At 60.6% G+C, this 24,044-nt stretch carries 13 protein-coding genes and 5 tRNA genes; 11 read left to right on the plus strand and 7 right to left on the minus strand.

The annotated features are described in order from the left end of the window. The first annotated feature begins 9 nt into the window (after window positions 1-9). Window positions 10-498: a glutathione peroxidase gene (locus NJF35_RS06445; RefSeq protein WP_225787095.1), complete on the plus strand. Its 489-nt coding sequence runs from the start codon at window positions 10-12 to the stop codon at window positions 496-498. Here NJF35_RS06445 and NJF35_RS06450 read toward each other — a convergent pair. Next, entirely contained in the window at window positions 488-2,845 is a 2,358-nt protein-coding gene (locus NJF35_RS06450; protein WP_225787094.1) for a response regulator, read from the minus strand. The two genes, NJF35_RS06445 and NJF35_RS06450, sit on opposite strands and share 11 nt — an antisense overlap. A gap of 111 nt (window positions 2,846-2,956) precedes the next feature. Between NJF35_RS06450 and NJF35_RS06455 the strand changes: the two genes are divergently transcribed. Together NJF35_RS06455 and NJF35_RS06460 are read left to right on the plus strand one after the other, a co-directional pair. Further along, window positions 2,957-3,847: an ATP-binding protein gene (locus tag NJF35_RS06455; RefSeq protein ID WP_253090859.1), complete on the plus strand. Its 891-nt coding sequence runs from the start codon at window positions 2,957-2,959 to the stop codon at window positions 3,845-3,847. Next, entirely contained in the window at window positions 3,844-4,329 is a 486-nt protein-coding gene (locus NJF35_RS06460; RefSeq protein ID WP_225787092.1) for a GAF domain-containing protein, read from the plus strand. Before NJF35_RS06455 ends, NJF35_RS06460 begins: the two co-directional genes overlap by 4 nt. Before the next feature lie 239 nt (window positions 4,330-4,568). Here NJF35_RS06460 and NJF35_RS06465 read toward each other — a convergent pair whose 3' ends face one another. After that, window positions 4,569-5,336, minus strand: a complete 768-nt coding sequence (locus NJF35_RS06465; protein ID WP_225787091.1) for a hypothetical protein — start codon at window positions 5,334-5,336, stop codon at window positions 4,569-4,571. A gap of 390 nt (window positions 5,337-5,726) precedes the next feature. Here NJF35_RS06465 and NJF35_RS06470 point away from each other — a divergent pair. The 5 genes from NJF35_RS06470 (at window position 5,727) to NJF35_RS06490 (ending at window position 6,285) form a co-directional block, all read left to right on the plus strand. After that, window positions 5,727-5,802: transfer RNA gene (locus NJF35_RS06470), tRNA-Glu, on the plus strand. Window positions 5,803-5,804: 2 nt separating this feature from the next. Next, window positions 5,805-5,880 (plus strand) — tRNA-Gly (locus NJF35_RS06475). Between the two features lie 88 nt (window positions 5,881-5,968). Further along, window positions 5,969-6,044 (plus strand) — tRNA-Glu (locus tag NJF35_RS06480). Window positions 6,045-6,047: 3 nt separating this feature from the next. Next, a tRNA-Gly gene (locus NJF35_RS06485) sits at window positions 6,048-6,123 on the plus strand. An 86-nt stretch (window positions 6,124-6,209) separates the two neighbouring features. Then, window positions 6,210-6,285 (plus strand) — tRNA-Gly (locus tag NJF35_RS06490). A gap of 123 nt (window positions 6,286-6,408) precedes the next feature. On the opposite strand, the gene NJF35_RS06495 is transcribed toward NJF35_RS06490, so the two are convergent. From NJF35_RS06495 to NJF35_RS06515, 5 genes are all read right to left on the minus strand, one after another. After that, window positions 6,409-6,882, minus strand: coding sequence for an autoinducer binding domain-containing protein (locus NJF35_RS06495; RefSeq protein WP_253090860.1), 474 nt, complete (start codon window positions 6,880-6,882; stop codon window positions 6,409-6,411). A gap of 255 nt (window positions 6,883-7,137) precedes the next feature. Further along, complete coding sequence (locus NJF35_RS06500; RefSeq protein ID WP_225787089.1) at window positions 7,138-8,223, minus strand: fimbrial protein; 1,086 nt, start codon at window positions 8,221-8,223, stop codon at window positions 7,138-7,140. Next, entirely contained in the window at window positions 8,223-10,793 is a 2,571-nt protein-coding gene (locus NJF35_RS06505; protein ID WP_225787088.1) for a fimbria/pilus outer membrane usher protein, read from the minus strand. The genes NJF35_RS06500 and NJF35_RS06505 overlap by 1 nt, the downstream gene beginning before the upstream one ends. 219 nt (window positions 10,794-11,012) lie before the next feature. Further along, window positions 11,013-16,112, minus strand: coding sequence for an RHS repeat domain-containing protein (locus tag NJF35_RS06510; protein WP_225787087.1), 5,100 nt, complete (start codon window positions 16,110-16,112; stop codon window positions 11,013-11,015). A 39-nt stretch (window positions 16,113-16,151) separates the two neighbouring features. Next, complete coding sequence (locus tag NJF35_RS06515; RefSeq protein ID WP_225787086.1) at window positions 16,152-16,595, minus strand: hypothetical protein; 444 nt, start codon at window positions 16,593-16,595, stop codon at window positions 16,152-16,154. 257 nt (window positions 16,596-16,852) lie between these two features. Here NJF35_RS06515 and NJF35_RS06520 point away from each other — a divergent pair, with 257 nt between their 5' ends. The 3 genes from NJF35_RS06520 to NJF35_RS06530 all read left to right on the plus strand — a co-directional run bounded on the left by NJF35_RS06520 (window position 16,853) and on the right by NJF35_RS06530 (window position 24,027). Then, entirely contained in the window at window positions 16,853-18,709 is a 1,857-nt protein-coding gene (locus NJF35_RS06520) for a hypothetical protein (protein WP_253080446.1), read from the plus strand. A gap of 84 nt (window positions 18,710-18,793) precedes the next feature. Continuing rightward, window positions 18,794-21,190 carry an Ig-like domain-containing protein gene (locus tag NJF35_RS06525; RefSeq protein WP_253080445.1) on the plus strand — a complete coding sequence of 799 codons (2,397 nt, stop codon included), beginning with the start codon at window positions 18,794-18,796 and terminating at the stop codon, window positions 21,188-21,190. A 2-nt stretch (window positions 21,191-21,192) separates the two neighbouring features. Then, on the plus strand, window positions 21,193-24,027 hold the full coding sequence (locus NJF35_RS06530) for a hypothetical protein (protein ID WP_253090861.1): 2,835 nt from the start codon (window positions 21,193-21,195) through the stop codon (window positions 24,025-24,027). Window positions 24,028-24,044 lie beyond the last annotated feature (17 nt).

Here is a 24,044-nt window from a genome sequence, read left to right on the forward strand (position 1 = left end):
AGAACCGACATGGCCGATTCCCTGCTGGACATTCCCTGCGTCACCCTGGGCGGCGAGCACAAGCGGCTGGGCGACTTCCAGGCCAAGGCGCTGCTGGTGGTCAATACCGCCAGCCAGTGTGGCTTCACGCCCCAGTACAAGGGCCTGGAACAGCTGTGGCAGCTCTACCGCGAGCGCGGGCTGGTGGTGCTGGGTTTTCCCTGCAACCAGTTCGGCAAGCAGGAGCCGGGCGATGCCCGGGAGATCGCCCAGTTCTGCGAGCGCAACTTCGGCGTGAGCTTTCCGCTGTTTCGCAAGATCGAGGTCAACGGCCCTGGCGCTCACCCGTTGTTCGTCGAACTGAAGCAACGCGCGCCTGGCGTGCTCGGCACCCAGCGCATCAAGTGGAACTTCACCAAGTTCTTGGTCGATCCGGCCAGCGGCAAGGTCACCCGCTATTCCCCGAGCACCAAGCCCGAGGCGCTCAAGGCGGCGGTGGAGGCCTTGCTCAGCCGCTGATCGGCACCCAGTGGTCGATCAGCGCCAGCAGCTCCTCGCGGCGAAACGGCTTGGCCAGGTAGTCGTCCATGCCCGCGGCCCGGCAGCGTTCGCGCTCCTCGGGCATGGCGTTGGCCGTCAGGGCGACGATGGGCAGTTGTGACCAGCGCCCGTCCTGGCGAATCCGTCGGCTGGCTTCGTAGCCGTCCATCACCGGCATGTTGCAGTCCATCAGCACCATGTCCACGGCCTCCCGTTCCAGTTGCTCCAGGGCTTCGGCGCCCTGGGTGGCGAGCAGCACCTCGCAGCCGAGCTTGGCCAGCATGCCCTTGGCCACCAGTTGGTTGACCGGGTTGTCTTCCACCAGCAGGATGCGCGCCCGCTGTCGTTGGGCCTTGGCCTGTGCGCCGCCCTGCGGGGTGTCGGCCTCGCCACCTTGCAGGGTGCGCCGCAGGGTCTGGTACAGGGCCTTGCGCGCCAGGGGGCGGGCCAGTTGCAGCAGTGGCGCCAGGCCTGTGGCCGCTTCGCCGTGCAGGAAGCTGCCATAGGCGGTCACCAGCAGGATGGGGGCCTTGAAGCCAGGGCGTAGCGCGAGCGGATGTTCCCGGTTGTCGGTGATCAGCAGGTCGGGCGCCGTAATCTGCACCTCGGCCAGGTCGTCCAGCCGTCGGTAGTCGAGCCCCCAGCCGGGCAGCAGGGCTTGTAGCAGCTCGGCCAGGCCACTGGTGGCGTTGCACAGGGCGACGACACGCCCCTGCAACGGTGCCGGGGCCATGGCCTCGGTATGGGCGGGCAGGGGCAGGTCGGCGCTGAAGCGGCTGCCGAAGCCCGCCTCGGAGTGGATGTACAGGTGCCCATGCATGACCTTGCACAGGTTGTGGGTCAAGGTCAGGCCCAGCCCGGTACCGCCGTACTGGCGGGTGATGCCGGCGCCGGCCTGGGTGAAAGGCTGGAAGATCCGCGCCTGGGCCTGCTCGGGGATGCCGATGCCGGTGTCGCGCACCTCCAGGCGCACACCGCCGACGATCGTGCCCAGGCGCACGTCGACACGGCCGAAGCGGGTGAACTTGAGCGCATTGGACAGCAGGTTGCTGACGATCTGCCGAACCCGGGTGGGGTCGCCCAGCACCCTGCTGGGGAAGTCGCTGGCCACCAGGCAGGTCAGCTCGACATGCGCCGCGGCATTCTGCGACAGCAGGTTGGCGGTGTCCTCGACCATGGCGCCCATGTCGAAGGGGATGCGCTCGAGTTCCAGTTGGCCGGCATCGAACTTGGACAGGTCGAGGATATCGTTGAGCAGCTCGACCAGCACCTTGCCCGAATCATGGGCGATCGACAGCTGTTGGCGTTGTTCGGCGGCCAGCGGGCTGTCCAGGGCCAGGGCGATCATGCCGAGCATGCCGTTGAGCGGGGTACGGATCTCGTGGCTCATGTTGGCCAGGAAGGCGGCCCGCGCCTGGGCCATGTCCAGGGCGCGTCGGCGGGCTTGCTCCAGCTCCTGGTTGGACTGGCTCAGGCGCTCGTTGCTGGCCTTGAGCTCGTCGGTGCGGGCCGAGACGATGTCTTCCAGCTCGTTGAGGTACTGGGTCAGGCGGTTCTCGGCGTTGCGCCGCTGCTGGATCTCGGTGGCCATGCTGACGAATTGCTGGTTGGCCACCTTGACCAGCACGCCGATCTCGTCGTGCTCGTGGCCGTGGGGGCATTCCAGGCGGGCCTGCTGCGGTTGGCGCGGGTCGCTGCTGCTCAGGGCGCCGATCACCGTGACCAGCGGCCTGGTCAGCATCATGTAGAACAGCGCCAGGAGGATACCGGCCAATACCAGGCTGCGGGTGAAGCCGTTGACCAGGGTGACCCCGGCGCGGTCGAGGAAACGGCTGCCGAAGGCGTAGGTGTCGACATCCAGGTACAGCGTGCCCAGGTACTCGTGGGGCATGTGGGCGAAGAACAGGCGCTCCTGGAACAGGCGTTGCTCGCCGAACAGGAAGTCGCTCAACGGGCGGTAGCGGTCTTCCACGCGCGGGCGCTGGACATCGGTCAGCACGGTGTCGTTGTTGTCGATCAGCCGGGCGCGGATCACCGTCGGTGCCTGCAGAAGGCCCCGGGTCAGTTCCTGGGCCAGTTCGGCGTCGATGTTGTAGGCCACGCGTGAGGCCGGATCACGGCTGATTTGCAGCAGCGCTTGCACTTCGCGGTTGATGGAGGCGTCTTCGCTGGCATAATCGATGCCGATCTGGATGAGACTGAGCAATGTTCCCAGGATGAAGCCGACCAGGACTGTCAACCGGGCTTGCTTGTATGACAGGCGATTGGTGAACTTGATATCCATGAGTCCCGAGCCGGTTTCATGTCCCTTGCGCTGCGCAAGCATAGCCGATCAGCCTCGGCTGCTGGCGGGTCTGTCTGTTCATTTCAGTTGATGGCTTAGAGGGGGCCGCCTGACGGCCCCGAAAAAACTGAAATCTGTCTGCTAGGAGTCGTCATGGACGCTCGCTTGAATGCTTTCCTGGAACGCGCCGAATCGGTACTGGCGCGCCTCGAACCCCTGTTGCCCGCGCCCCGCCCGGACATCGACTGGAGCACCACCCTGGCTGCGCGCTGGCAGCGCGATGGCCGCAGCGGCTACCTGATGCCGCTTCAGGTCAGCCTGGACATCCGCCTGGACGACCTGATCGGCGTCGACCAGCAGCGCGAGCAACTGGGCCGCAACACCCGGCAGTTCATCGATGGCATGCCGGCCAACCACGCCCTGCTGTGGGGCTCGCGCGGCACCGGCAAGTCGTCGCTGGTGCGTGCCCTGTTGGCCGAGCACGCAGGCCGGGGCCTGCGCCTGATCGAGATCGAGCGTGACCACCTGGCCGACCTGCCGCGGGTGGTCGAGCAACTGCAGAAGCTGCCTCAACGTTTCGTCCTGTTCTGCGACGACCTGTCGTTCGAAGCGGGGGAGGGCGACTACCGGGTGCTCAAGAGCGTGCTCGACGGTTCGCTGGAGCAGGCCCCGGACAACGTGCTGTTGTACGCCACTTCCAACCGCCGCCACCTGGTGCCGGAGAAGCAGAGCGACAACGAGAACTGGAAGATGATCGACGGCGAACTGCACCCCAGCGAGGCGGTGGAAGACAAGATCGCCCTGTCCGACCGTTTCGGCCTGTGGCTGTCGTTCTACCCGTTCACCCAGGAGAATTTCCTCAACGTGGTCGAGCACTGGATCGGCCAGTTGGCCCAGGCGGCCGGGCTCACCTGGCAGCGCGACGAGGCGCTGGACAAACTCGCCGTGCGCTGGGCCACTGGCCGCGGCAACCGTAATGGCCGTTGTGCCTATCAGTTCGCCCGCTACTGGGTCGGACTGCAATTGCTGGAGCAGAAACAATGATCGATCTCAATGCCAGTGGCAGCGGCCTCGATGGCTACGACCTGCTGGCCGCGCAAGTACAGGCGCTGTTTGCCGACGAGCGCGATTTCATCGCCAACGCCGCGCAGTTCTCGGCCTTCCTGTTCAACCAGGTGGAGGATTTGAACTGGGCTGGCTTCTACCTCAACCGCGACGAGCAGTTGGTGCTCGGGCCGTTCCAGGGCCAGGTGGCCTGCGTGCGCATTCCGTTCGGCAAGGGGGTGTGCGGTGCCGCGGCGGCTTCGCGGCAGACCCAGCGGGTCGAGGATGTGCATGCCTTCCCGGGGCATATCGCTTGCGACAGCGCCTCCAACAGCGAATTGGTGATTCCGCTGGTGAAGGCGGGCCGGTTGATTGGCGTGCTGGATCTGGACAGCCCGAAGCTGGCGCGCTTCAGCGAGGCGGATCAGCTGGGGCTGGAGCGCTTGGCGGCGATCTTCCTCGAGTTGACCGACTGCCGATAAAAGAAAAGGGCCGATGATGATGGTAATGCTGTTCACTTAAGCAATTGGGGCCGCCTTGCGGCCCTTCGCGGGCAAGCCCGCTCCCACAAGTACGCTGCAAGCACGATCCTGTGGGAGCGGGCTTGCCCGCGAAGGGCTGCAAGGCAGCCCCAATCGATGTCACATCAGACTTAAGTGAACAGCATTACGATGCTGATGGCCCCTTTTCATGCCTGTTCAGGCCCACGGCTGAGCCAGGATCAGTCGTAGATCACCTTCTTCTTCCAGGTCTCGTCCTCATCGGTCTTGAGTCCCTGGGTCAGCGCGTTCTCGTCGCTCTGCGCCGGCTCCATCTGGTCCAGCACCTGGGCATTGGCCCGCGCCAGCAGTTTCTCCAGGTAGGTCAGCTGCTCTTCGTACACCTTGGGCTCGGGCTGCTTGCGCAGGTATTGCACGCCCCGTTCGAAGGCCAGGCGCGCCTGCCCCGGCTGGTTCTGCTGCAGGGCCTGCTGGCCGAGGTTGTTGAAGAACTCGATGTGCAGCAGCACCAGCATGTGGCGGATCTCCTTGACCCAGTGCTTGCCTTCGCTGGTGGCCAGGAAGCCTTCCTGGGTGGCGCGCACGACCTGGTTGTGCAGCAGCTCCAGCAGGAAACGCACGTCCTTGGCCTTGGCCTCGGTCTGGATCGGGCTGGGCGGGTTGTTCACCGCAATCCCTTCGCCCTGGGCGACCAGCCCTTCGAGTTCGGTGATGCGCGCCGCGAGGTCGCCGTTGTGCTTGTCCAGGGCCAGTTGGCGCTGGTTGAGGTTCAGCTCCAGGCGGGTCAGCAGCAATTTGAGGGCGGGCGTCATCAGTTGCCCGGGGAAGGTCTCGGTGATCTCGCCGCAGCGGCGCAGGCGCTCGCCCAGTTCGATCTTCAGGCGCGCGCGCTCGAGCTTGGCGTTCTCGACCACGTTGTTCAGATAGCCGATCACGATCAGCAACGCGATACCCGCCACGATGAGCAGGGTGATCAGAAGTGGTGTCACCGTTAACGCCTCATGAAGAAGTTTTACAGCTTGAGTGTAGTAAGTTCGCTTTCGACCGAACAGTGCAGCCGGGCGGACAGCGTTCGATCTGCTGTAGCCCCCTGTGGGAGCGGGCTTGCCCGCGAAGCGGTCCCCACCGAGTGGGTATCGGCAAAAAGCCCGATTTCCCCAGGTGCTGGCACTTTGCTGCGAGCTTGCCGGGGTGTCGTCAGAAAATCAACGCCAATCCTTGGGCGCCTCCAGCCCTGGCTATCAAGAAGGGCGGAAGTCATTGATTTAAATAAATTTCCACAAAAGGGTTGACGGCTTCCCAAGGCGTCCATAGAATGCGCGCCACTTGCAGCGTAAAGCACAACGCGATATGCGGCAGGGAGTGAAAAGATGTAGCGTGTCCCCTTCGTCTAGTGGCCTAGGACACCGCCCTTTCACGGCGGTAACAGGGGTTCGAGTCCCCTAGGGGACGCCAATGCGGGAATAGCTCAGTTGGTAGAGCACGACCTTGCCAAGGTCGGGGTCGCGAGTTCGAGTCTCGTTTCCCGCTCCAGTTTCCACGGCATGGCCTTCGGCGGTGCTGGAAAAAGAAATCCAGGATGCTTCGAAAGGAAATCCTGGTGCGCTGAAAAGCGTTGTGTGTCCCCTTCGTCTAGTGGCCTAGGACACCGCCCTTTCACGGCGGTAACAGGGGTTCGAGTCCCCTAGGGGACGCCATTTGCGGGAATAGCTCAGTTGGTAGAGCACGACCTTGCCAAGGTCGGGGTCGCGAGTTCGAGTCTCGTTTCCCGCTCCAGTTTCGATACTGTGGCGTCTATGCGGTGCAGTGATGGTGAAGGTCTTCAAGGCGCTTCACGTCGATTGGCGGTAAAGCTTCACAATGCGGGAATAGCTCAGTTGGTAGAGCACGACCTTGCCAAGGTCGGGGTCGCGAGTTCGAGTCTCGTTTCCCGCTCCAAATATCGATTTACAGGGTTCCAAGGGAGTCTGTAGATCAACGAAAAAAGACGCTTAGGCGTCTTTTTTCGTTTGTGCGGCGCCGCACACATGGGCTGGCCATTGCGCCATGGGCAAGGGGGCGTCAGACGCTCGAGCCTCCGTGACCCGCTTGCGCTGCGGCCCGATGAAGCTGTTTACCCACCCAGATGACGATGGCCGCTTTCTCGTAGAGCTCTGCTGCCGACACGCTGGCGTCGGGGCGCAGGAGCGCCAGGCTGCTCCTGGCCGTGCCGTCGTGCAGCGGCTGCACCCAGCCATGTGTCAAGCCCATCGCTTGCGCCCTGGCCCACATGTCAGGGGTGGCGGCGAAGATTTCTGGGGTCCAGAACAACGGGAGCTCCGAACCTTGCTGGTGGGGGGCGCTAAGCTCGAGTGCGGCGTGAATCAATGCAGGGGCTCCCGCCGGCAGGTTACCTGACTCGACGTGATGCCCAGGGCTGCAGAAGGAAAAGTCATGGAACCGAAATCCCAGTTCCTTGGTGATATCCGGCAGGGCGTCGAGCATTGCAGGTAGATCGCTCAAGCGTTGCCAGTGTTCAATGGTCCTGCATTTCATTGCACCTCCTTGTAGGTTGACGCCTGACCTGTGTCGGTCGTGGCGGTCCGACTACCTTTCTTTCTGGAATCGTTGAGGCGGCGCTAGCCGGGGCTGATAGGTCAACCACTGTAGCGCTGAATCCGTGTCCAGGAAAATAAACAGGATGTTTAATCAGGTGGCTGATGAAATCTAACCTGCCAATGGAGCATGGTGGTTTTTGTACTTGGCGTCTGGAGGTCGAGCTGAGCCTTGCCGGAGCCGAGGCCGCCCCCGTCACTCGTAACTCACTGTAAAGCTCAACGCGCCCTCCGCCAGCCCTGGTGTGACCTTCGAGGCGCTCTGGTAGTAGCGGGCCTGGAAATCCAGGCGTGTCACGCCTATCTCCACGGGTTTCACATTTACCTTGGTACCTAGCGGCATCGGTGTGCCATCGCTGCGTAATAGTTGGATTTCGATGCCCGTGGCGTCCGAGCTTCCCGTCAGGCTGAACCGCCCTTCAGCCGGTACGGTTGGGGTCGAGCCCTTCACGCCATCGAGCTCGATATGAACTCGGGCGGGCTGGGGGTTAGGCGCGCTGGCATCCTGGCAGTCGCTCAGGGTGATATGGAAGGGCACCGCAGGTGTTGTCGTACCAACACCTTTGAAATCATCGAGCTTGTAGTCGCCCAAGAGTACCGGGTCGGCGCTTACGGCATCGGCTTTCAACGAACATTGGGCCTGATAGACCGTTGCACTGAGGTGATACTCCATGACTTTGCCGAAATGGTGGATGAAGCCATGGAATATTTCGCCGCTGACGAACTGGGGCCCTGGTGGGATGTCGCCGATCTTTATGAACAGGGCTTCACCGTACATCGCTGACAGCGGCATGTTGAATCCTGTAGCTCTTCTCATCGTCCCGGTATAGGGGATTGCCGTAGAGCCGTCGTCGGGCGTGAAGTTGTTATCGGCGCTGTCATTGTAGGGGTAGCCCAAATCAATGTAGACGCCAACGCCTGGCACGTTCGTCTGCATCACGTGGCCATTGACATCCTTGCCGTTAATCGGAGGGAGAGTGCCTGGGAATATAGGCGCCGTGTTGGGCAGGTTGGCCGTGGGTGGATCGTCGGGCATGTAGAAGCAGTTCAGGACCGCGCCTTCCTTGTTTCCCGTATACATGTCTTGCGGGCTGCCGATGACCGAGCCTATGGGGGCGTCTCGGGGCACCCAGAGGGTGCCCATGGCGCGTTCGAAGGTCATGTAGGTCGGGCCGGGGTGGAATCGGCAGTAGGCTTGCACGGACGTTGACAGCAACCAGCAGGGCAGCGCACAAAGTGCCAGCCCGAAGGCGCGGTGACGATGACGGTAACTCGATTTCATTAGAAGAATTCCTGGGCAGTCAAAGAGGAAGAAGGGCTGACGTCATGGTCATGGATGCGATGGCAGTCCAGGCTCTGCAGGCGATACCCGTTGTCCACTGCCATGCTGTGCGGGTCGAGCGCCACTTGGCAGGCTTGCGCGTGAGCATCGCCCCAGCGTACGGTCACGTTCTGCTGGCCTTGCGTGCTGGTCGCCAGCAGTGTCTGGCCGGCCTGACCCACCACGCCCAGGGTTTGCCCCTGGCTGTCGATGACCTGGGCGCCAAACGGCAGTGGCTGGCCGTCGGCTTGCCGGAGTGTCAGCACCATGCGTATGACCCGGCGCGCCTCGAAGGCGGCCTTGACCACTGCGCCGCGCCGGGGCACTACCTGCTGGCTGGCATTTTCGATGATGATCTCTGGCGACAATTGGTCGGTTTCCAGCACCAACGAGTTGCTCCGGTACGGGCGTAGGTAGGGAACCAGGGCATAGCCCTCGGCATTGGTGCGTGAGGCGGTATTTTGTATGCCCAGATCGGCTACCTCCGGCACATGGACCAGCGCCATGGTCTCGCCAAGGTACGGGCTCAATGCCGCGCCTTCACCATGCAGTAGAAGCGCGCCGCTGGCGTTGACCGACAGGTTCCGGTAATCGTCGCCTTCGGTGTAGCCCATGCCGATACTGCCCTGGCTGCCTTGATAGGCTAACGACAGCGCGCCGCTTTTGTGCCCCATCCTATCGTTGGTCGCTGAGGCGGTGTAGTTGAGCCGACTGCCCGGCAGGGTGCCGTTGAGGCTGGCGCGTTCGCTGTAGCGGCCATTGTCGCGTTGCAGATCGAATGTGGCGTGGTGGGGGGTGCCGAAGTCCAACGGCAGGCTCAGGCTCACCCCAAACAGGCGGTTGTCGCTGTTGCGTGAATCCAGTGCTTGGGAGGCGAAGAGGTTGATTCCCAGGTTTCCCATGCGGGTGGTGTATTGCACCTGGTACTGGCGGCGCTGATAACGGGTGTGCCAATAGCTGTCTTGCGAGAAGGTCAGGTTCAGGGTGCTGCGCTGGCCGATGCTCTGGTACACCGAGGCTTCCAGGCGGCTGCGTCGATTGCCTCGATAGTGAGTGGCAGCGTTGCGTTCTCGCACGGCCTCGTCGAAATCGCGATACCCTTCGGTGGAGTAGCGGTAGCCGGCGAAACGCAGGTTGGTGCGGGTCTGGAAGCTTTTGCCGTAGCGGATGGCGAAACTGTGGCCCTGCACCTTGCCCAGCTCGGCACCAAGATCGCTGTCGGCACGGGTCACGTCGAACGACAAGGCGCCAAGGTGCGCGAAGTCGCGCGCCAGGCCGAACACGCTGGCATTGTAGTAGTCGCTCGACAGCAGTCCGCCATAGAGGGTGGTGTCCCAGGCACCGCCGCGGGCCAGCGTGGCTTGCCAGAAGGGTGGATTGTCGAGATGCTCGGAACCGTCGTAGCGGCCGACGGTTGCCGTGTAGCGCCAGATGCCGTCGCGCAGCAGGTTGCCGATCGATGCGTAGGGTTGGGTAAAGCGGCGGACTTGACCGTCGGCTTCGGTGATCACCACCTCCAGTTCACCATGGCCCGACCCTACGCTCAGGTCGTCGATGGCATAAGGGCCCGGGGCCACATAAGTGGAATAGATCGGGTAACCATTGTGCAGGACTTCGATCTTCGCTCGGCTCTGGGCAACGCCACGTATCACCGGGGCATAGTGCTGCAGTGCGTCAGGGAGCATGCCGTGGTCGGAGGCCAGTTGCGCGCCCTTGAAGCGCACGCTGCGAAACATCTCGTTGTTGGTGAACGTCTCGCCCAGGGTGAGGTTGGCGTGCAAGCCTGGTATGTCGCGCTGGGCATAGGTGTCGCTGCGCGTCCAGCTGCGCGAGCCGTCCTGGTCTTCACGCAGGGCCTGGTTGCTGCGCAGGCGCCAGCCACCGAGATTGAGGCCGGTATTGAGGTACAGGTCCTGGCTGCTGCGGCTACCCCCTGCGCGGCTGCTGCTGTGCTGGGCCGATGCCTGGTAGTTGATGAAGGCGGCATCGATGCCCTCGCTCCAGCGCGCTTCAGGTACGCTACCGAGCCGGTCCTGGCGCAGGACGATCTGCGGTATGGAGAGCGATAGTTGCAGGCGGGTCGGGTCGAACTCGACGCGTGCCTGGGGTATGACCTGCTGCAAGTCCAGACAGCGGTCGTCATCAGGCAGGGGCATGTCCAGGGCCTCTTCGCGCAGGTTCAGCTCGCGTAGCAACTCTGCATTGATGCAGGGTTGCAGGCCACGGCCATCACGACGTTCGCTGAAGTCCACATCGCGTTCGTGCAGGGGTACCAGGTTGAGGAGGATTGCTACGCGATAACGCCCGGCAGGCAGGGCGGTTTGGGTGGCAAGGGCCTGTAGCGCCAGGGCACCGGCTTCGGCGGATTGGCCGGGCGGTTGCCGCATGAAGCCTGCCTGGAATGCGCTGGGTGCAGTGGCCGCTGCCGTGGGCGCAGCCAAGGACAGGATCATGCTGCAGCCAAGCAGCGGTGGCAATCGGGGAAAAGGGGGGCGCGACGGCATTAGCCTGCGCCGTGCGAGCTGGAGCATGGGCGTGTCCTGAGCGGCGCCAGCGAGAGATGGAGCAAAAGTGGCGCCTGAGCATGAGTGAGAGTGACGACGGTCGTGCAGTCACTGCGGGATGCGGGGGTTAGGTTAAGTACTCAGGACGAGTTGGGCTGTAGGGCGAATCTACGGAGTGGGGAGAATGATTCGATGAACAAGAGGGGTTCCTGCTGCGATCAGCAGCAGGAACGGTAGTGGAGGGAACTACTTAGGCGCACCTGGGATGGTGCCAGACCGCTCGACGACCTCATACCTTCCAGTATTAAGGTTTCTCATGAAGACAAATCTGTGATTGTCACCAAGTAACGTCAGATCCATTCCGAATCCTCTTCCAGTGTTTGGGATGGGATGTGCTTTCGGTGTCGTCTTGGCTACAGTGGGAACCGGGTGGACGTCAGCCTTCACCTGGGTGATGGGGTTTGGCTTGATACCTTGAGACGTCGAAGCGACAGGCACACGACTGGCCGCAGTCCGCGTTCGGGTGACCGACTCGAAACCCTCCGGGAATGGAAGTTCATCCATCAGATTGACAGCGGTTGCGCGGATGTTTCCGCCCGACTGAGTTGCGGCTCGTGCCGTCGACGTACCGAGCTCGACTTGTACGCCCACATTGGCAGTGCTCTTGGCGCCGGCATTGGCTCCACTTGCCAGGGCGCCGGATGCTTGGGCCTGATTTGCCGCCCGCAGTGACTGATTGACCGCTGCGACCCCCGCTCCACCCAGCACCATACCCAGGAAGCCTACCCCATACGCGACATTGGAAAGTGTATTGGACATCTCCGGATCATCAGCCCAGGTCAGTACCGACGCGGTTTGCAAAGCCGCAGCCGCGGCGTTGGCAGCCACGCCTGCCACCCCTGCGATATAGCCTGCGGTAATGCCTATCGTGGCAGGTGCCGTCCACGGCATGCTGATGACCGACACCACCAGTACGGCAAAGGCTACGGCGACCCCGATCCATGCATACCAGGGGATTTTGGGCTTTTCGGGTGGATCGATGTAGGACCATGGCGCATCCGGCCGCCAGATCGAGCGTGCACGGTGGCCCGTAGGGTCGCGCCAGTTGACGGGATTGGCCAATGCATACAGGTAAGGGTTGATGCCTGAAACCTCGGGCGGCAGGGAGTCTGGGCTATGGAAACGCATGAGGCCAGGGTTGTAGGCACGGTAACCGCTGCCTAGCAGGTACCAGCCCAGCGCTTGTTCGCGAGCCTCGCCGTTGAAGGCCAGCATGCCGCGCAGGGTGTCGCCCGCTACTTCGCAGGACTGTTCGCCATAGACACTGTAATTGGCATGCCGAACGCCGTCCTCGTCGCATTCGGTCAACACACTGCCCGCACTGTCGGTCAACAGCAGTGTATTGCTGGCGGCTTGCACGGCTGTCGGCTGGCCACCTGCGTAGAGGTACTGCGTCAGCGCACCGTCTTCCAGAAGACTTTCCAGGCGGTGGTCGAGGAAGCGACGTTGCGATTGGCGCGTGCCTTCCAGTGTCGCGGTCAGTTGGTTGTGGCCGTCGTACAGGTACTCGGCCAGCACCGACGTACCATCGGTATCTATTACCCGTTGCAGGCGCCCCAAACTGTCGTATTGCAGGGTGCGGCCATATTCGTCGTTGAGCATGTTGCCCTGGTCGTCATATCGGAATGCCTGTTGTTGCGGATAATCTTCGAGCAACGTGTGGGTGACTTCGTGCAATTGGAAACTGCCGTCGGGGGCGTAAGAGAAACGTGCATCGTCCTTGTTGCCGTCGACGAAATGGGTGACGCATCGGGTGATGTTGTCCAACTCATCGAAGCGGAACAGTTGGCTGCTGATCGCCCGGCCACGGGCATTGCCGGGCGGCGCCTCGCCCTCGCAGTCATAGGCGTCCAGACGGTCGAGTTCGTCGTACCCGAAGGTTTCGCGGCGTACCTGCCTGCCTTCGCGCGACAGGGTGCGGGCACGCAGCATGTCGTTATCCTGCCAGTCCAGCGTCAATGTCTGCTGCTGGCCGTTGGCGCTGAGGGTACGGGTCGTTTCCCGGCCCAGGGCATCATATTGCAGGGTGCACAGGGCTTGCTGCTGGCTGGCGGTGTCCTGAGTATGCGCGCTGTGGAGCAGGCCTTGCGCGTTGTAGGTCAGTGTCGACTGCAAGGTGCCTTGACGGACGCTGCTGACCCTGCCGTGGTCGTCGTAGGTGTACGTGCAGGCCACACCGTCGTTGTGTTTCCGATACAGGGCGCGGCCTTGCTGGGAATGTCGGTACTGGGTCTCGTAGGAGGGGATGCCCTGGTTGCCGATCCAGCACTCCTCGGTCAATTGCCCTAGCGCGTCGTAGCGGTAGATGCGTTCGCCAAGATCGTTCTTCGCGCTGCTGATGCCGGCTGTGCGTGTGTCATAGCCGAAAACTGCCGTTTCACTGGCAAGCGGCTGATTGCCCCCTTCGATGCTGGCGGTCACCTGGCTGGGTTGCTCGGTGAGTTCGGGCCGATACTTATAGGTGATCACCCGCTTGCGTGTTCGGTTGTCGGTCGGTTGCAGGGTGTATGCCGTTCGGGTTTCCATGAGCGATGTAGCGGCCTTGTAGCCATACGTTTCGATACGCGGACCAACGCTCAGGCGGGTCAGGCGCCCGAGCCCGTCGTAGCCGCGCTTGCAGACGGTTTTGCTCGGTGCGTCTTCGCCAGCGCGCACCTGTAGCAGTGTGGTCAGCTCGCCCAGGCTGTGCTTGGCGAAATGCCGGGTCAGTATCGACCCGTCCGCGCGCTGGGTTTCGAACATGCGGCCCAGGGCATCGTATGTGTAGCGCTTGGTGCGTTCGATCGCCTTTCGCTGGGGGGTGTCGTCGAGGGTGAGGGTTTCGCGGATGCAGCGGCCAAGGCCGTCATAGGCATAGTCGGTACGCCCTACTTGTCGTGGGGCCTTGCCGTCTTCTTCGATCAGCCGGTAGTGGTGGATCGGTTTGCCGAAACGGTTCAACTCGCTGACGTTCAACTGTAGGCGTTGGCCAGGGTTCTCGGGACTTTCCTGCCAATGGGCGATGCGTTGTCCGTCGATACCGAAGGGTGAAGTGTCGGTGCGCTCCTTGACGCCATCAGGGCGAGTGACCTCGCAGCGCTGCCCCCAGCCGTCATAGGCATAGGTGTAGGGCATGCTCAGGATGCGTTCCTGCTGGGTCGGGCTGTCCTCTTCGGGGGGCAGGTAATCATGGAAGGTCTCACCGACCAGGCGCCCGATCGAGTCGTATTGGCTGTCCGATACCTTGCGGGTGACCACCTTGGCGTCCTCCCCTTCCTGGGTATCACGCTCTCGTCGCAGCGGGCGGCCGCTGCCATCGTACACTGTGCGCGTGAGTACGCCATTGACGTCGGTGGTTTCTTCGCAGGCATAGGTACGCCCGTTCTCGGTGAGTAGTCGATAAGCAAAACGACGCGTCGCCTGCTCGGGCATGCCAGTGGCGGTGGTTTGTTCCACCAGGCGGCCCAGCACATCGTAGTGGTGGCGTATGGCGATCCCGTTGGGGTCCTCTTCTTCTACCAACAACCCGGTGTGCAGGGAGTGCTTACGGCTGGTGGTTTTTTCCACGGTGCCGCAGGGGGCGCTGAAGGTCTCGGTGCTCTGGCTCCAGGTCAGCTTGTCGGCATCGTCCTCGACCCGTTGGTAGCGCCAGCGGCTGGTCGACGAGGTGCCGTCGATGGTGACGGTCTGCTGGTCGAGGCGCCCATGCAGGAAGGGATTGTCGGGTTTGTGCAGGTAGCGGCGATGAGTGCAACTGAGCACCCGCTCGGTCTTGCCCTCGCCCTCGCCTTGAAGTTCGATCAGTTCCTCTTGTTCGATGGCCAGCCAACCGCCGAGCTTCAGGTTTGGGTCCTGTTGTGCCAAGGCGGGCAGCTTGACGTAGCGGTAACGGGTGGTCACCGTCTGGGCGGGTGCCCCTTCGGTACTGGCGGTAGGCGCCGGATACACGGTCAGGCTTTTGACGCTGCGTACGAAACCTTCTGGGTCGTCTGGGCAATCGTCGTTCTCGTCGTTGGTGTAATACTCCCGCACCATGCGCATGCCGTTGGCCAGTCGTTCTTCGAGCAGGTTGCCATGCTCGTCGTAGGTCATGGTGGCTACTTCTTCCTGGCGTAGGCGTGGATCGTCACGCAAGGTCCAGACCCTTCTTACCTCGCGGGGCAACTGGAAGTGGGCTGGCTGGTCCGGGAAGCGGGCGTTATCGACTTCGTGGTAGAGGGTCTCGACGGTGTCGATGCAGCCCTCCTGGCAAGTCACCTGTTTGCGCAACAGATGAAACCGGTTGAACGTACTCTCGACCGTGCGCAATACCTTGCCGTCCAGGTAGTGGCTGGCCGTGCTGCCATATTCGAAATCGCTACCGGTGAACTCGTAGAGGTTGTCGCCCAGGTCGTCGTTCCAGGTAATGCCTGTACCGTTGCCCAGGAAGTTTTCGGGGGTGTAGCTGTAGCAGGTGTGAATGAAGCTTTTTTCATCAAACGGGTCGGGCTTGACCACATGCTCCCTCACGTAGGGCAGGTACCTGGCGATGCCAGGAAACTGATGACCTTTTTCCTTATAGGTCACTGACTCTCTACCGCCGCCAGGGTTTTGCAGCTGGGTGATGAAGCGTAGCTTGCCGTAGCGCTGGTAGGTCAGTTCCCAGCGGGTATCGTCGGGCAGGATGATCGTTCGAAGTTCGTCGTTGTCCAGCTTCAGCGCGAAGCGCGCGAAGGCCTCCGTGCCGGGATGGATGTCCAGCTTCGGGCGAATGGCGTTTTCGTAATCGATGCTCAGCAGCGTGCGGTGGTCGTCATGGATCTTCCATAAACGCGGCTTGGCCTCGTGAGTGTATTCAAGACGGATACCATGACCGGTGTGCGACAGGATACGTACCGGTAGCGCCATAGTCGGATCGCTCGGCTGTGGTTCGAGCACCTCGATAAGGCCGGATTGATGAGCCACCCGGTAGCGCTTGGTATCGTCATCACTGATGTTCTTGAAGTTGAAACTCTTGAGTTTTTGCTCGGGGATAACGGGTGTCTGGCCGGGCCCATTGTCGTATACCTTCAAACTCTCGCCGGTATGGAGCTCGAGCATGTTGCTGGTCAGTGAATAGCGGCTGAGCTTGAGGCTCCAACCGATCCCCAGCCCGGCATCTTGCTCGTTCAAGGGATTGAAGGTTAATCGCAGGGGCAGGTCGGGTCCGCACAACTCATTGGCGTGCAATACCGGCAGTTCGATAGACAACGTAAATTGCCCGGTCCGCGGGTCGACATTGCTCTGCACGAAACTGCCGAAATTAAAGGCATTGGATGCAATGGCCATGGCATGAAAACTCTCGTGTTGGGATGAGGGCGAAGGAGGTCAGGCCGCGGGCGGGGCTGCGGAGATTTCAACGGTAATACTGCCCAAGCCATCCCGCTTCACTTCCTCGGTGGACTTTTTTGTTACCAGTATGCCCAGGCCTTCGATAATGAAGTCACCTTCGATATAGGAGTTACCAAAATAATAAACTTCAAATCGACGTAGCATTGAAGGGGCATGCGTGGTTTTCCATGTTACCCACCATTTAGGTTGGTCGTTCTCGTCCTTGTCTCTGGACGCGAGGGTAATGATGGCCGCCGACGGTATGCCAGACATCTCGATGAACCGAGGTTCTTCGGTCTTTTCTTCAATATCGAATACTACGGTTTCACCGCTTCCTGACTCGGGAAGATGAAACGTGTAGGACTCTTGCTCCTCGCTGGTCCAGATAATGATGGAGCCTGCTTGTCGTGCCGCCGATGTTCTTGAATTTCCTGGATGCATGAACGTTGCCTCGCTTGCGCTGTCGCGGCAAATGGAAAGATGCGCTCTGTTCGGGCAGAGCGGAGCGTCGAATGGCGCCCGTTTGCCAAAAAAGCTTATAAAAAAGCCAAGGGGGACGCACCTGGCAGATTTATCAGGTCGGGTGGGCTGCGGTTATTCGATTTCGGCATTAGCCCAATGACCTAGCAATTTTGCCAGTTGTTGGAGAAGGTGGGCTGGGCTAAAAAGTTTCCGTGTGGCAGCAGGGCGAAACTCGTATGCACGTTATTTTCTGCAGCCCTCAAGGTCTTGGTAATACGGTGCTGGTACAGGAGCAGTTGGAAATGAATGATCGCCAATCATCAAATCTTGAAGTACCTATTGTTCCTGATTTGACTGAGTTCGATGAAATCGATCTGGAAAAACTGGGCAGCGCTGATCTGGTTGCCGTCATCAAGTACACCGGCATGCAAAAGGGCGACTTGGTCTCACCCCGTTGGGTGGGCAGCAGCCCCGCCGGAGAGGCATTCGATGATGTCGGGGCAACCGTGCCAGTCAGGGAGGGTGACTTGGAGCGGGGGCTCGAGGTCACTATCGCGAACAGCACCATAACCTCCGCTGCTGGCGGTTGGGCGTTTTTTTCGTATACCCAGGCCGGGCGCGAGTCGCTCCGCCAGTTTTGTTATGTTGGCCTGCGAACACGTGGGCAGGACGAACGTTTGCCCGTCATGCAAGCCATCCAGTCGCAAGGATTGATCATTCAGCCAGATACCCTCGACGCTACGGGCGTGAGGTTCCTTGTCCCTCCTTACCAGGCGATGCAGGTCGGTGACAAGGTCACCCTGACCGTAGTGAGCTACGACGAGGAGGGTGACGAAGACGACGAAGAGCGCAAGGTGCTCACGGTCACCCAGGAGCATCTGGACAAAGCGGCGCTGAGTCATGACGTGAGGCGTACGTTCTTCAGGTTCATCGACCCAGGGCATGTGCAGGCTTCGTATGAGATCGAGTTCGTCGACGGCGAGCGTATTGGGTCTCCCGTGCAGCGCCTGGCCGTCGACTCGACGGCAATGCTGCCGCCTCCGTTGGGCAAGCCGGTCATCGACGGGCACGAGGAGGGCGACCCGTTGGACCCGGCGCAATTTCGCAATGGCCTGGTCGTGCGGGTGCCCATCTACGACGAGATGGCTGTTTCCGACCGCATTGTCCTGCGCTGGCGCAGCCCTGCCCGGGATTACCTGCAGACCCTGCGCGTCGACCCCAGCACGGTCGCGTCGCAATCGATTGCGTTCCAGGTGGATTTCGCGGTCTTGGCCGAGAGCCAGGGGGCCACTGTGGAGGTGAGCTATCTGTTCGGTCGAGAAGGGGCTGGATTGCGCTCCGAAGCGTTGCGGCTCGAGGTAGTGATGGCACGCCAGCTGGAGGCGTTGTTGGTCAACCGTGCCACTGCCGATAAGACACCCAACTGGGGCACCCTGGCAGCTGACGATACCCTGAGCGGCGTTTACGTCGATGTACCGCCCGGGGTCGTGCAGCCAGGCGAAGCACTGCACGTGCATTGGTGGGGGATTTCGCCGCTCGGCCAATACATCGCCGAGGAGCCGGCAAGCCCCGACAACCCGTTGCGATTCCATATTCCGCCTGAATATGTACCAGCGAACATGGGCAGAGGGGAGAAGGACGAGTCGCGTCGTTTCCCCGTGTTCTACCGGCTGGTCAGTGCCAAGGGGCACGTGGATTCCGAGCATTTCTTCCTGCGGATAAAACCGGAGCCTGCCCAGTACCATCCGCAAGTCACCTGTGAGCAGGCCGAGTCTCTCAGCTTGTCGCTGGCAGCTGTACCGGCAGCGGGTGCTGACTTGTCATTGGGTACCTGGTCGTTCATCGCCGAAGGGCAATTGCTCACCTTATCGATTGGCAGGGGCTCGGGCCCCGGCTCATGGGAGGAGGCCATCCGTGATGCCCTGCCGGTGACCGCGCAGGAGGTGACGGCGGGGGTGAAGGCCAAACTGGCGAAAAGCCTGCTCGAAAAAGTGCCCCTCGGGGACACCTTCACCCTGTACGCCAGGGCCAGTTTCGATGGTGGCGACTTTTTCACCGAGTTCAAAAGCAAAAGTTTGCAGTTAGTACCCTAAGTTCCGCGCGACATAACAGCACATCGTACTCACGCGACCCGCTAATGCAGGTCGTTATCGCATGATGATGGTGGAGAACCGATCATGGCTAGGCCTACACTTTCGCAATACCTGAATTACCTTGAACAAGAGCCCCGGACCAAAGGCTGGGGGGCGCTGTTGGTTTACGATCGCCAGCGGGCCAACCGGTTGTTGGCGCAGGAGTTCATCGCACGTTTCGATGACAGTCACTGGTTGAAGCCGATCAATGGAACCAAGGAAACCGATAGCGGTATCTGGACGCAAATGTCCGACTTCAAGCTTGGTCAGCCGCGTTTATCGTTCGAAACCGCCAACATCGGCAGTTCAATAGCGACACTGAGCATGCCGGTGGTGAGCGGTAGGCTGACCGAATGGCGTCGTTCCGATAACGGTCAGGCCGAACTGGTGGGCATTTCCCATCTCGACCCGCTTACCGCACCACAGGTTCGCATGCAAATCAAACTCAACCATGCCGATGGGGTTATCGATCAGGATGGTCGTGTGCTGATCGACCTGTCGGACGGGGAGGCGGGCACTTATACCTTCGAAGTGTCCAGTTGGAAAGACCTGAACCTCAAGTTGGGTGAGTTCATCAAGGACGAGTTCGGAAAGCTTCCGGATAACGAAAGGGTATGGGAGTTGAACACGATCCGGCGATTCGAGGACGGGATCGATCCTACTTCATTTGCCGTGCGGACGCATTCCCTGGCCAGAGCTGGCAGATCGACACCGAGTCTGGATGCAGAGGAGCAAGAAGACGGTGCCATATTGGTTGGCGTCGCATTCAATGGCGAGGGTAATGGTGACTTCCCTACCCGAGACCAAGATATGCCGTTTCTATTGCCCGAGTCCACGGACGGGGAGGATTACTCGCTGAGTGTCCTGTTGGGTAATGAAGCGTGGATGAAAAATGTCCTCACCGAAGGCCTTCGGCAGATGCCGGGTTATGGTGGAAATAATTATGAGTATGAGCGTGATGACAGTAAATTTATAACAAAAGTCAGTACTGGTCATATTTTATTGAAGGGTTATCAAGATTATAAGCTTTTTAATGATAATCGGAACCGAATAAATATTGATATCTTTGCAATGTCAGGAGTTGCAAGCGGAGAGTTCAACAAGGGAAAAATTGTATTTCGCTGGAAAGGGATGGCCCCACTGCCGTACGGTTTTGGGTTCTACGTATACATTAATAACGGTTGGGAAGGGGGCAAGATGCCCCTCTATGGTGACATTGATTTGTCCTGCGAGTTTTCCGCAGCGTTAGATGATGAGGGATGCATCGTGTTGACTGGTGGCGAGGTCGCCGGCACAGTCAACCTCTCCACGGGCGATGAGGAGTACGATCGAGATTATATCCCTCACATGCTGGCTAACTTCAACCAAGCCGCTCGTGCAAGCTTCACCCCTGTCCTCAATGCAATGAAAAATATCAGTGTGACTGTCGACCTGCTACGGCTCAACTCGTTGTTGTTCCGTAGTGAACAAGTCGCTACGCCAAGTCTGCTTGAACTACCCGGCGATGTGTCATTACTCGGGTACCTAGCCCCTAAACATACGGCGTTCGCCATCGATCCACTCGAGAAGGTACTGGCTGCAGACGGTACGCTGCAGTTGCGTTTGGACCCTCAACCTGCTGGGGCCGTAACCTGGTCGGTCAAGGGGCTTCCCGGCGAAGAAGGTGATGTCGGGAGTGTCTCTGACGGTCTTTACCAGGCACCAGCAGCAGAGCAGATCACCGGTACTGTGAAGCGCGTCATCGTCACCGCCACCGTTGGCGATCATAGCAGCAGCGCCTTGTTGAGCGTCGTGCCCAAGGCCGTGGCGGTTCGCCCGAACCTGCTCAATGCGTTCTATTCCACTGCCGAAAAGCCGCAGCGCTATGTGGTAGAGGGTGGGAGTATCGACGCGAGCTTGCAATGGGCCATGTCCGAAGACTCACTGGGCACTCAACGAGCACCGGAGCCCGGCGATTCGGACTTGGACATTCCCAAGGACAAGAACGTGCGGATCTATGTCGCACCCGAGAAACCGGCCAACCGAGAACCGGGCCTTGCCAAGCTCATGCATCTGGACCAACTGCAGGTGACCGGTGCTGGACGCACGGAAATCATCGACATTCCAGTGGCTTGGGTCGCCACGCCAGCGTTCATCAGCCTGTCGAAAGTGGGCGATGGTCTCAAGCTTGTATTGTCAGCCGAGGGGGAGGACGGTGAGGTCATTTTCGATCCTGCCGAAACTAACTGGTACACCGTCAAAGGCACAGGCAGCGTCGATGCCGCTACGGGAATCTACACCCCTGGGGCGGACGAGGGCGACTACGTGATTATCGCCGGCGCAGCTAAAAACAGTCCGCTCATCTCGATCTGGAATTACACGGTGGTGCCTATGCCTTATACCGACGCCGAGGCGGCATGTACCGCGCAGATGCGCCAGTTGGTACGTAGCCGGAGGTTCTGACCATGGCCTATTCACTGCAAGACTTGCTCGATGCGCTCAAGGAGGGTGACGCCATGCACGGTTGGGGCGCGATACTTGCCTTGGGCCGCGATCCGGTCAATGAAGCGCTGCAGACGCGGTATGTCGAGGCGTTTGGCCTCGAGGGCATGGCGACTCCGATCAGTGGCAGCTATTACATCGACGAGTCGCGTACCGGGCAGGTGACCTTCGACAATGTGGTCCTGGGCCCTGCGCAACTGTCATTCAAGGGGGCAGTGGGGACGAGCGCCAAGCTCAAAGTGACGATGGAGCTGATTGCAGGCAGTTGTCTGTATACGTCCATGTTGGCGGGCAACGTCCAGCGATTCAGGAAAAAGGACGTGCTCTATCTGGGCATGGGCTATCGCTTCGAGATAATTGGCGAACTGAAGGTGGTGCCCAACACCTACCTCAGGCGCAGCCAAGTCGTGCTGGACTTGAGTGCCGCCAGCGAACCGACGTGTACCCTCGGCAGTACGCCCATCGCCGCACAAAAGATGGGTGGGTTCATCCTGGAGCAACTCAACCAGCAATTGGCGCTCTCCCGCCCGTTGCCAATTCTGGACATCGACTTCTATGGCAACCATGCCCTGGCGACCGTGGATTTTGCCGTCACTGGTCAGCAAGCACCTGGCGATGCCCAAGAGGGTGGGGCGAGCGAAGACGAGGGTGCACTGCTGTTGCTCTTGCAGTTGGTAGCTGACCGTGCACGAGGAAACTTCCCTAGTAACCTGCCGTACCTGTTACCGCCCAAGGATGAGACCAGCAACTATTCCGCTGCGTTGCTGGTTAGCCGGGAGCGGTCACCGTTGGTTCACGACCTTGGTCGCAGTGGGCTGGACCAGGTGCTCCTGCCTGATGCCTATGAGGTACGGATGGCGAGCGAGCATGCGCCGTACGACAAGATCCTGCTTGGAGACGTACAGGCGGGTGATCTGACACGCCAGGTTCGGCCTGCAATGAGCAGCATGGGGGCAGCGCAGAGCCGGCAGTTTACCGTGAGCGGGCCAGCACCGCTTGGCTGGTCGGCACGCAATGTGGCGTATCCACGTGCCTCGGGCACGATGGACACCAACGGAAATTACACCACCCCAGCCCCCACCGCGATCGCTGGTGAGCAGCAGATCATGCTGGTGAGTGCGCAGGGTGTCGAGGATGCCCCCGGCAAATCGGCATTGGTAGTGGCTTCTGCCGATGCGCTGGGCATCGCGCCCAGGGCGGTGGTGTGGACCAAAGGGCAGGAGCCCATTCGTCTGACCGCGTCCGAAGACGGCGGCACGTGGTCCTTGGTCGAGGCCGAATACGGAACGCTCGATGTCGAGCCGGCGGACACTCGCCATGCTCTGTTCACACCCGATGAACCGGATACCGGCGAGCCGATATGGCTACAGCGCATCCAGGTGCGCAAAGGTGCGAATACTGGCTATGCAACGGTGGTGATCGTTTCCAGGACCTTGGCACTGCAGGTGGAGCCTTTTCATGTGGCGCAGTTGCCCAGCAATGGCCAGCAGCAATTCGAACTCATCGCCGAGCCGCAGCAGCTCGCCCAAGACATCGATTGGGCGGTGTATGGCGTGGGCAACATCGAGGATGGGCTGTATCGCGCTGGGGAGTCGATCACGGGCGAGGTCAGTGTCATCGTGGGCTCCATTGTCGGGCTGCCAGGGTTTGCCGTGATCGAACACCCGCGTAGCTCGGCACGGCAACTGGCAGTGAACCAAGAGCGCTGGAGGGAGTTGAATCACTTCAAGCTGACCCCCAATCGAGCCAATGCCCAGCAGGTTCTGGCCAATGGCAGGCAGCAGGTGGGTATCCGGATCGAAATCGAGACCAAGCCAATCGAAACGCCCGATGGCATCATCTATGACCCCGTGAGTGATCTCGAACTCTCTACCTTGAAACTGCTGCACGAGGACGGTACCGAAATCGACTGGTTGCCGATCGGCGTGGAAGGCCTCGATCCAGAACTTGCAGAAGGCAGCGGCAAGCAGTGGGCAGCCAGCAAACTGCGCAATCGGTTCGATTACCTGCCGGTTTCGACTGCGGGTTCAGGCACGGACGTCGGGCAAGTCGCCGGGGACAATACGCGGATCCTTAACGTTTATGTGCACACGCTCGAAGTGGAGCCTCGCAATATCAAGGCTAAGTTCCAGGACCATCGCAACCGGTGGCACTTTTCGGATGCCAAGGACATCGACGAGAAATGGGTTGAAATCACCGGTGTCAAAGTCCCGGAGGGGGATCGGGCACTTTATGAGTTCGAGCCCAAACGCGTGGAAGCGAAAAATGGCTTTGACTGGGTGGGTGAGGCAGGGGAAACCGACAACTTCAATTATTGGCACTACACCACGCACTATTGGGTTCTCCGGAGTAGAGCCGGGCTCAGCTTCACGGACGTGCGGTTCGATCACTGCTCGATGATACGTTGGGAGAGTGAGCAGCTCGCCGAATCGTTCGCCAGCTATACCGGCTTTGCCTTCAAGCCCAAGCGTCACCCCGATGCCCGGCCTGCTTCCACTGGCATTCAATACCAGGCGCAGTTGCAGCTGTTGGCCCTGGAGTCCCCGGAGGCCGTGTTGGATTACAACTTCAAGGGCCATGAAACCGTCTCCGAAGGCACGTTGTTGCTGAGTTTGGACCGTGTGCCGGATTGGCCTTTCTGGTACGACCGGGGAGTGAAGACGTACCGCCAGGTGCTCGACAGGCCGATGACCTTCACCTTGCTCGACAACTACGGAAGTCCTCACAGGCTGAAGGTGTCTTTTGAGCTGTCCGGCTCGCAAGACCACCGCAACATCCTCGGCTGGGATTTTCAATAATGACAATGATCGTCGCC

Source organism: Pseudomonas guariconensis, assembly GCF_024127895.1.
In the GTDB taxonomy this organism is placed as follows: Bacteria; Pseudomonadota; Gammaproteobacteria; order Pseudomonadales; family Pseudomonadaceae; genus Aquipseudomonas; species Aquipseudomonas guariconensis_B.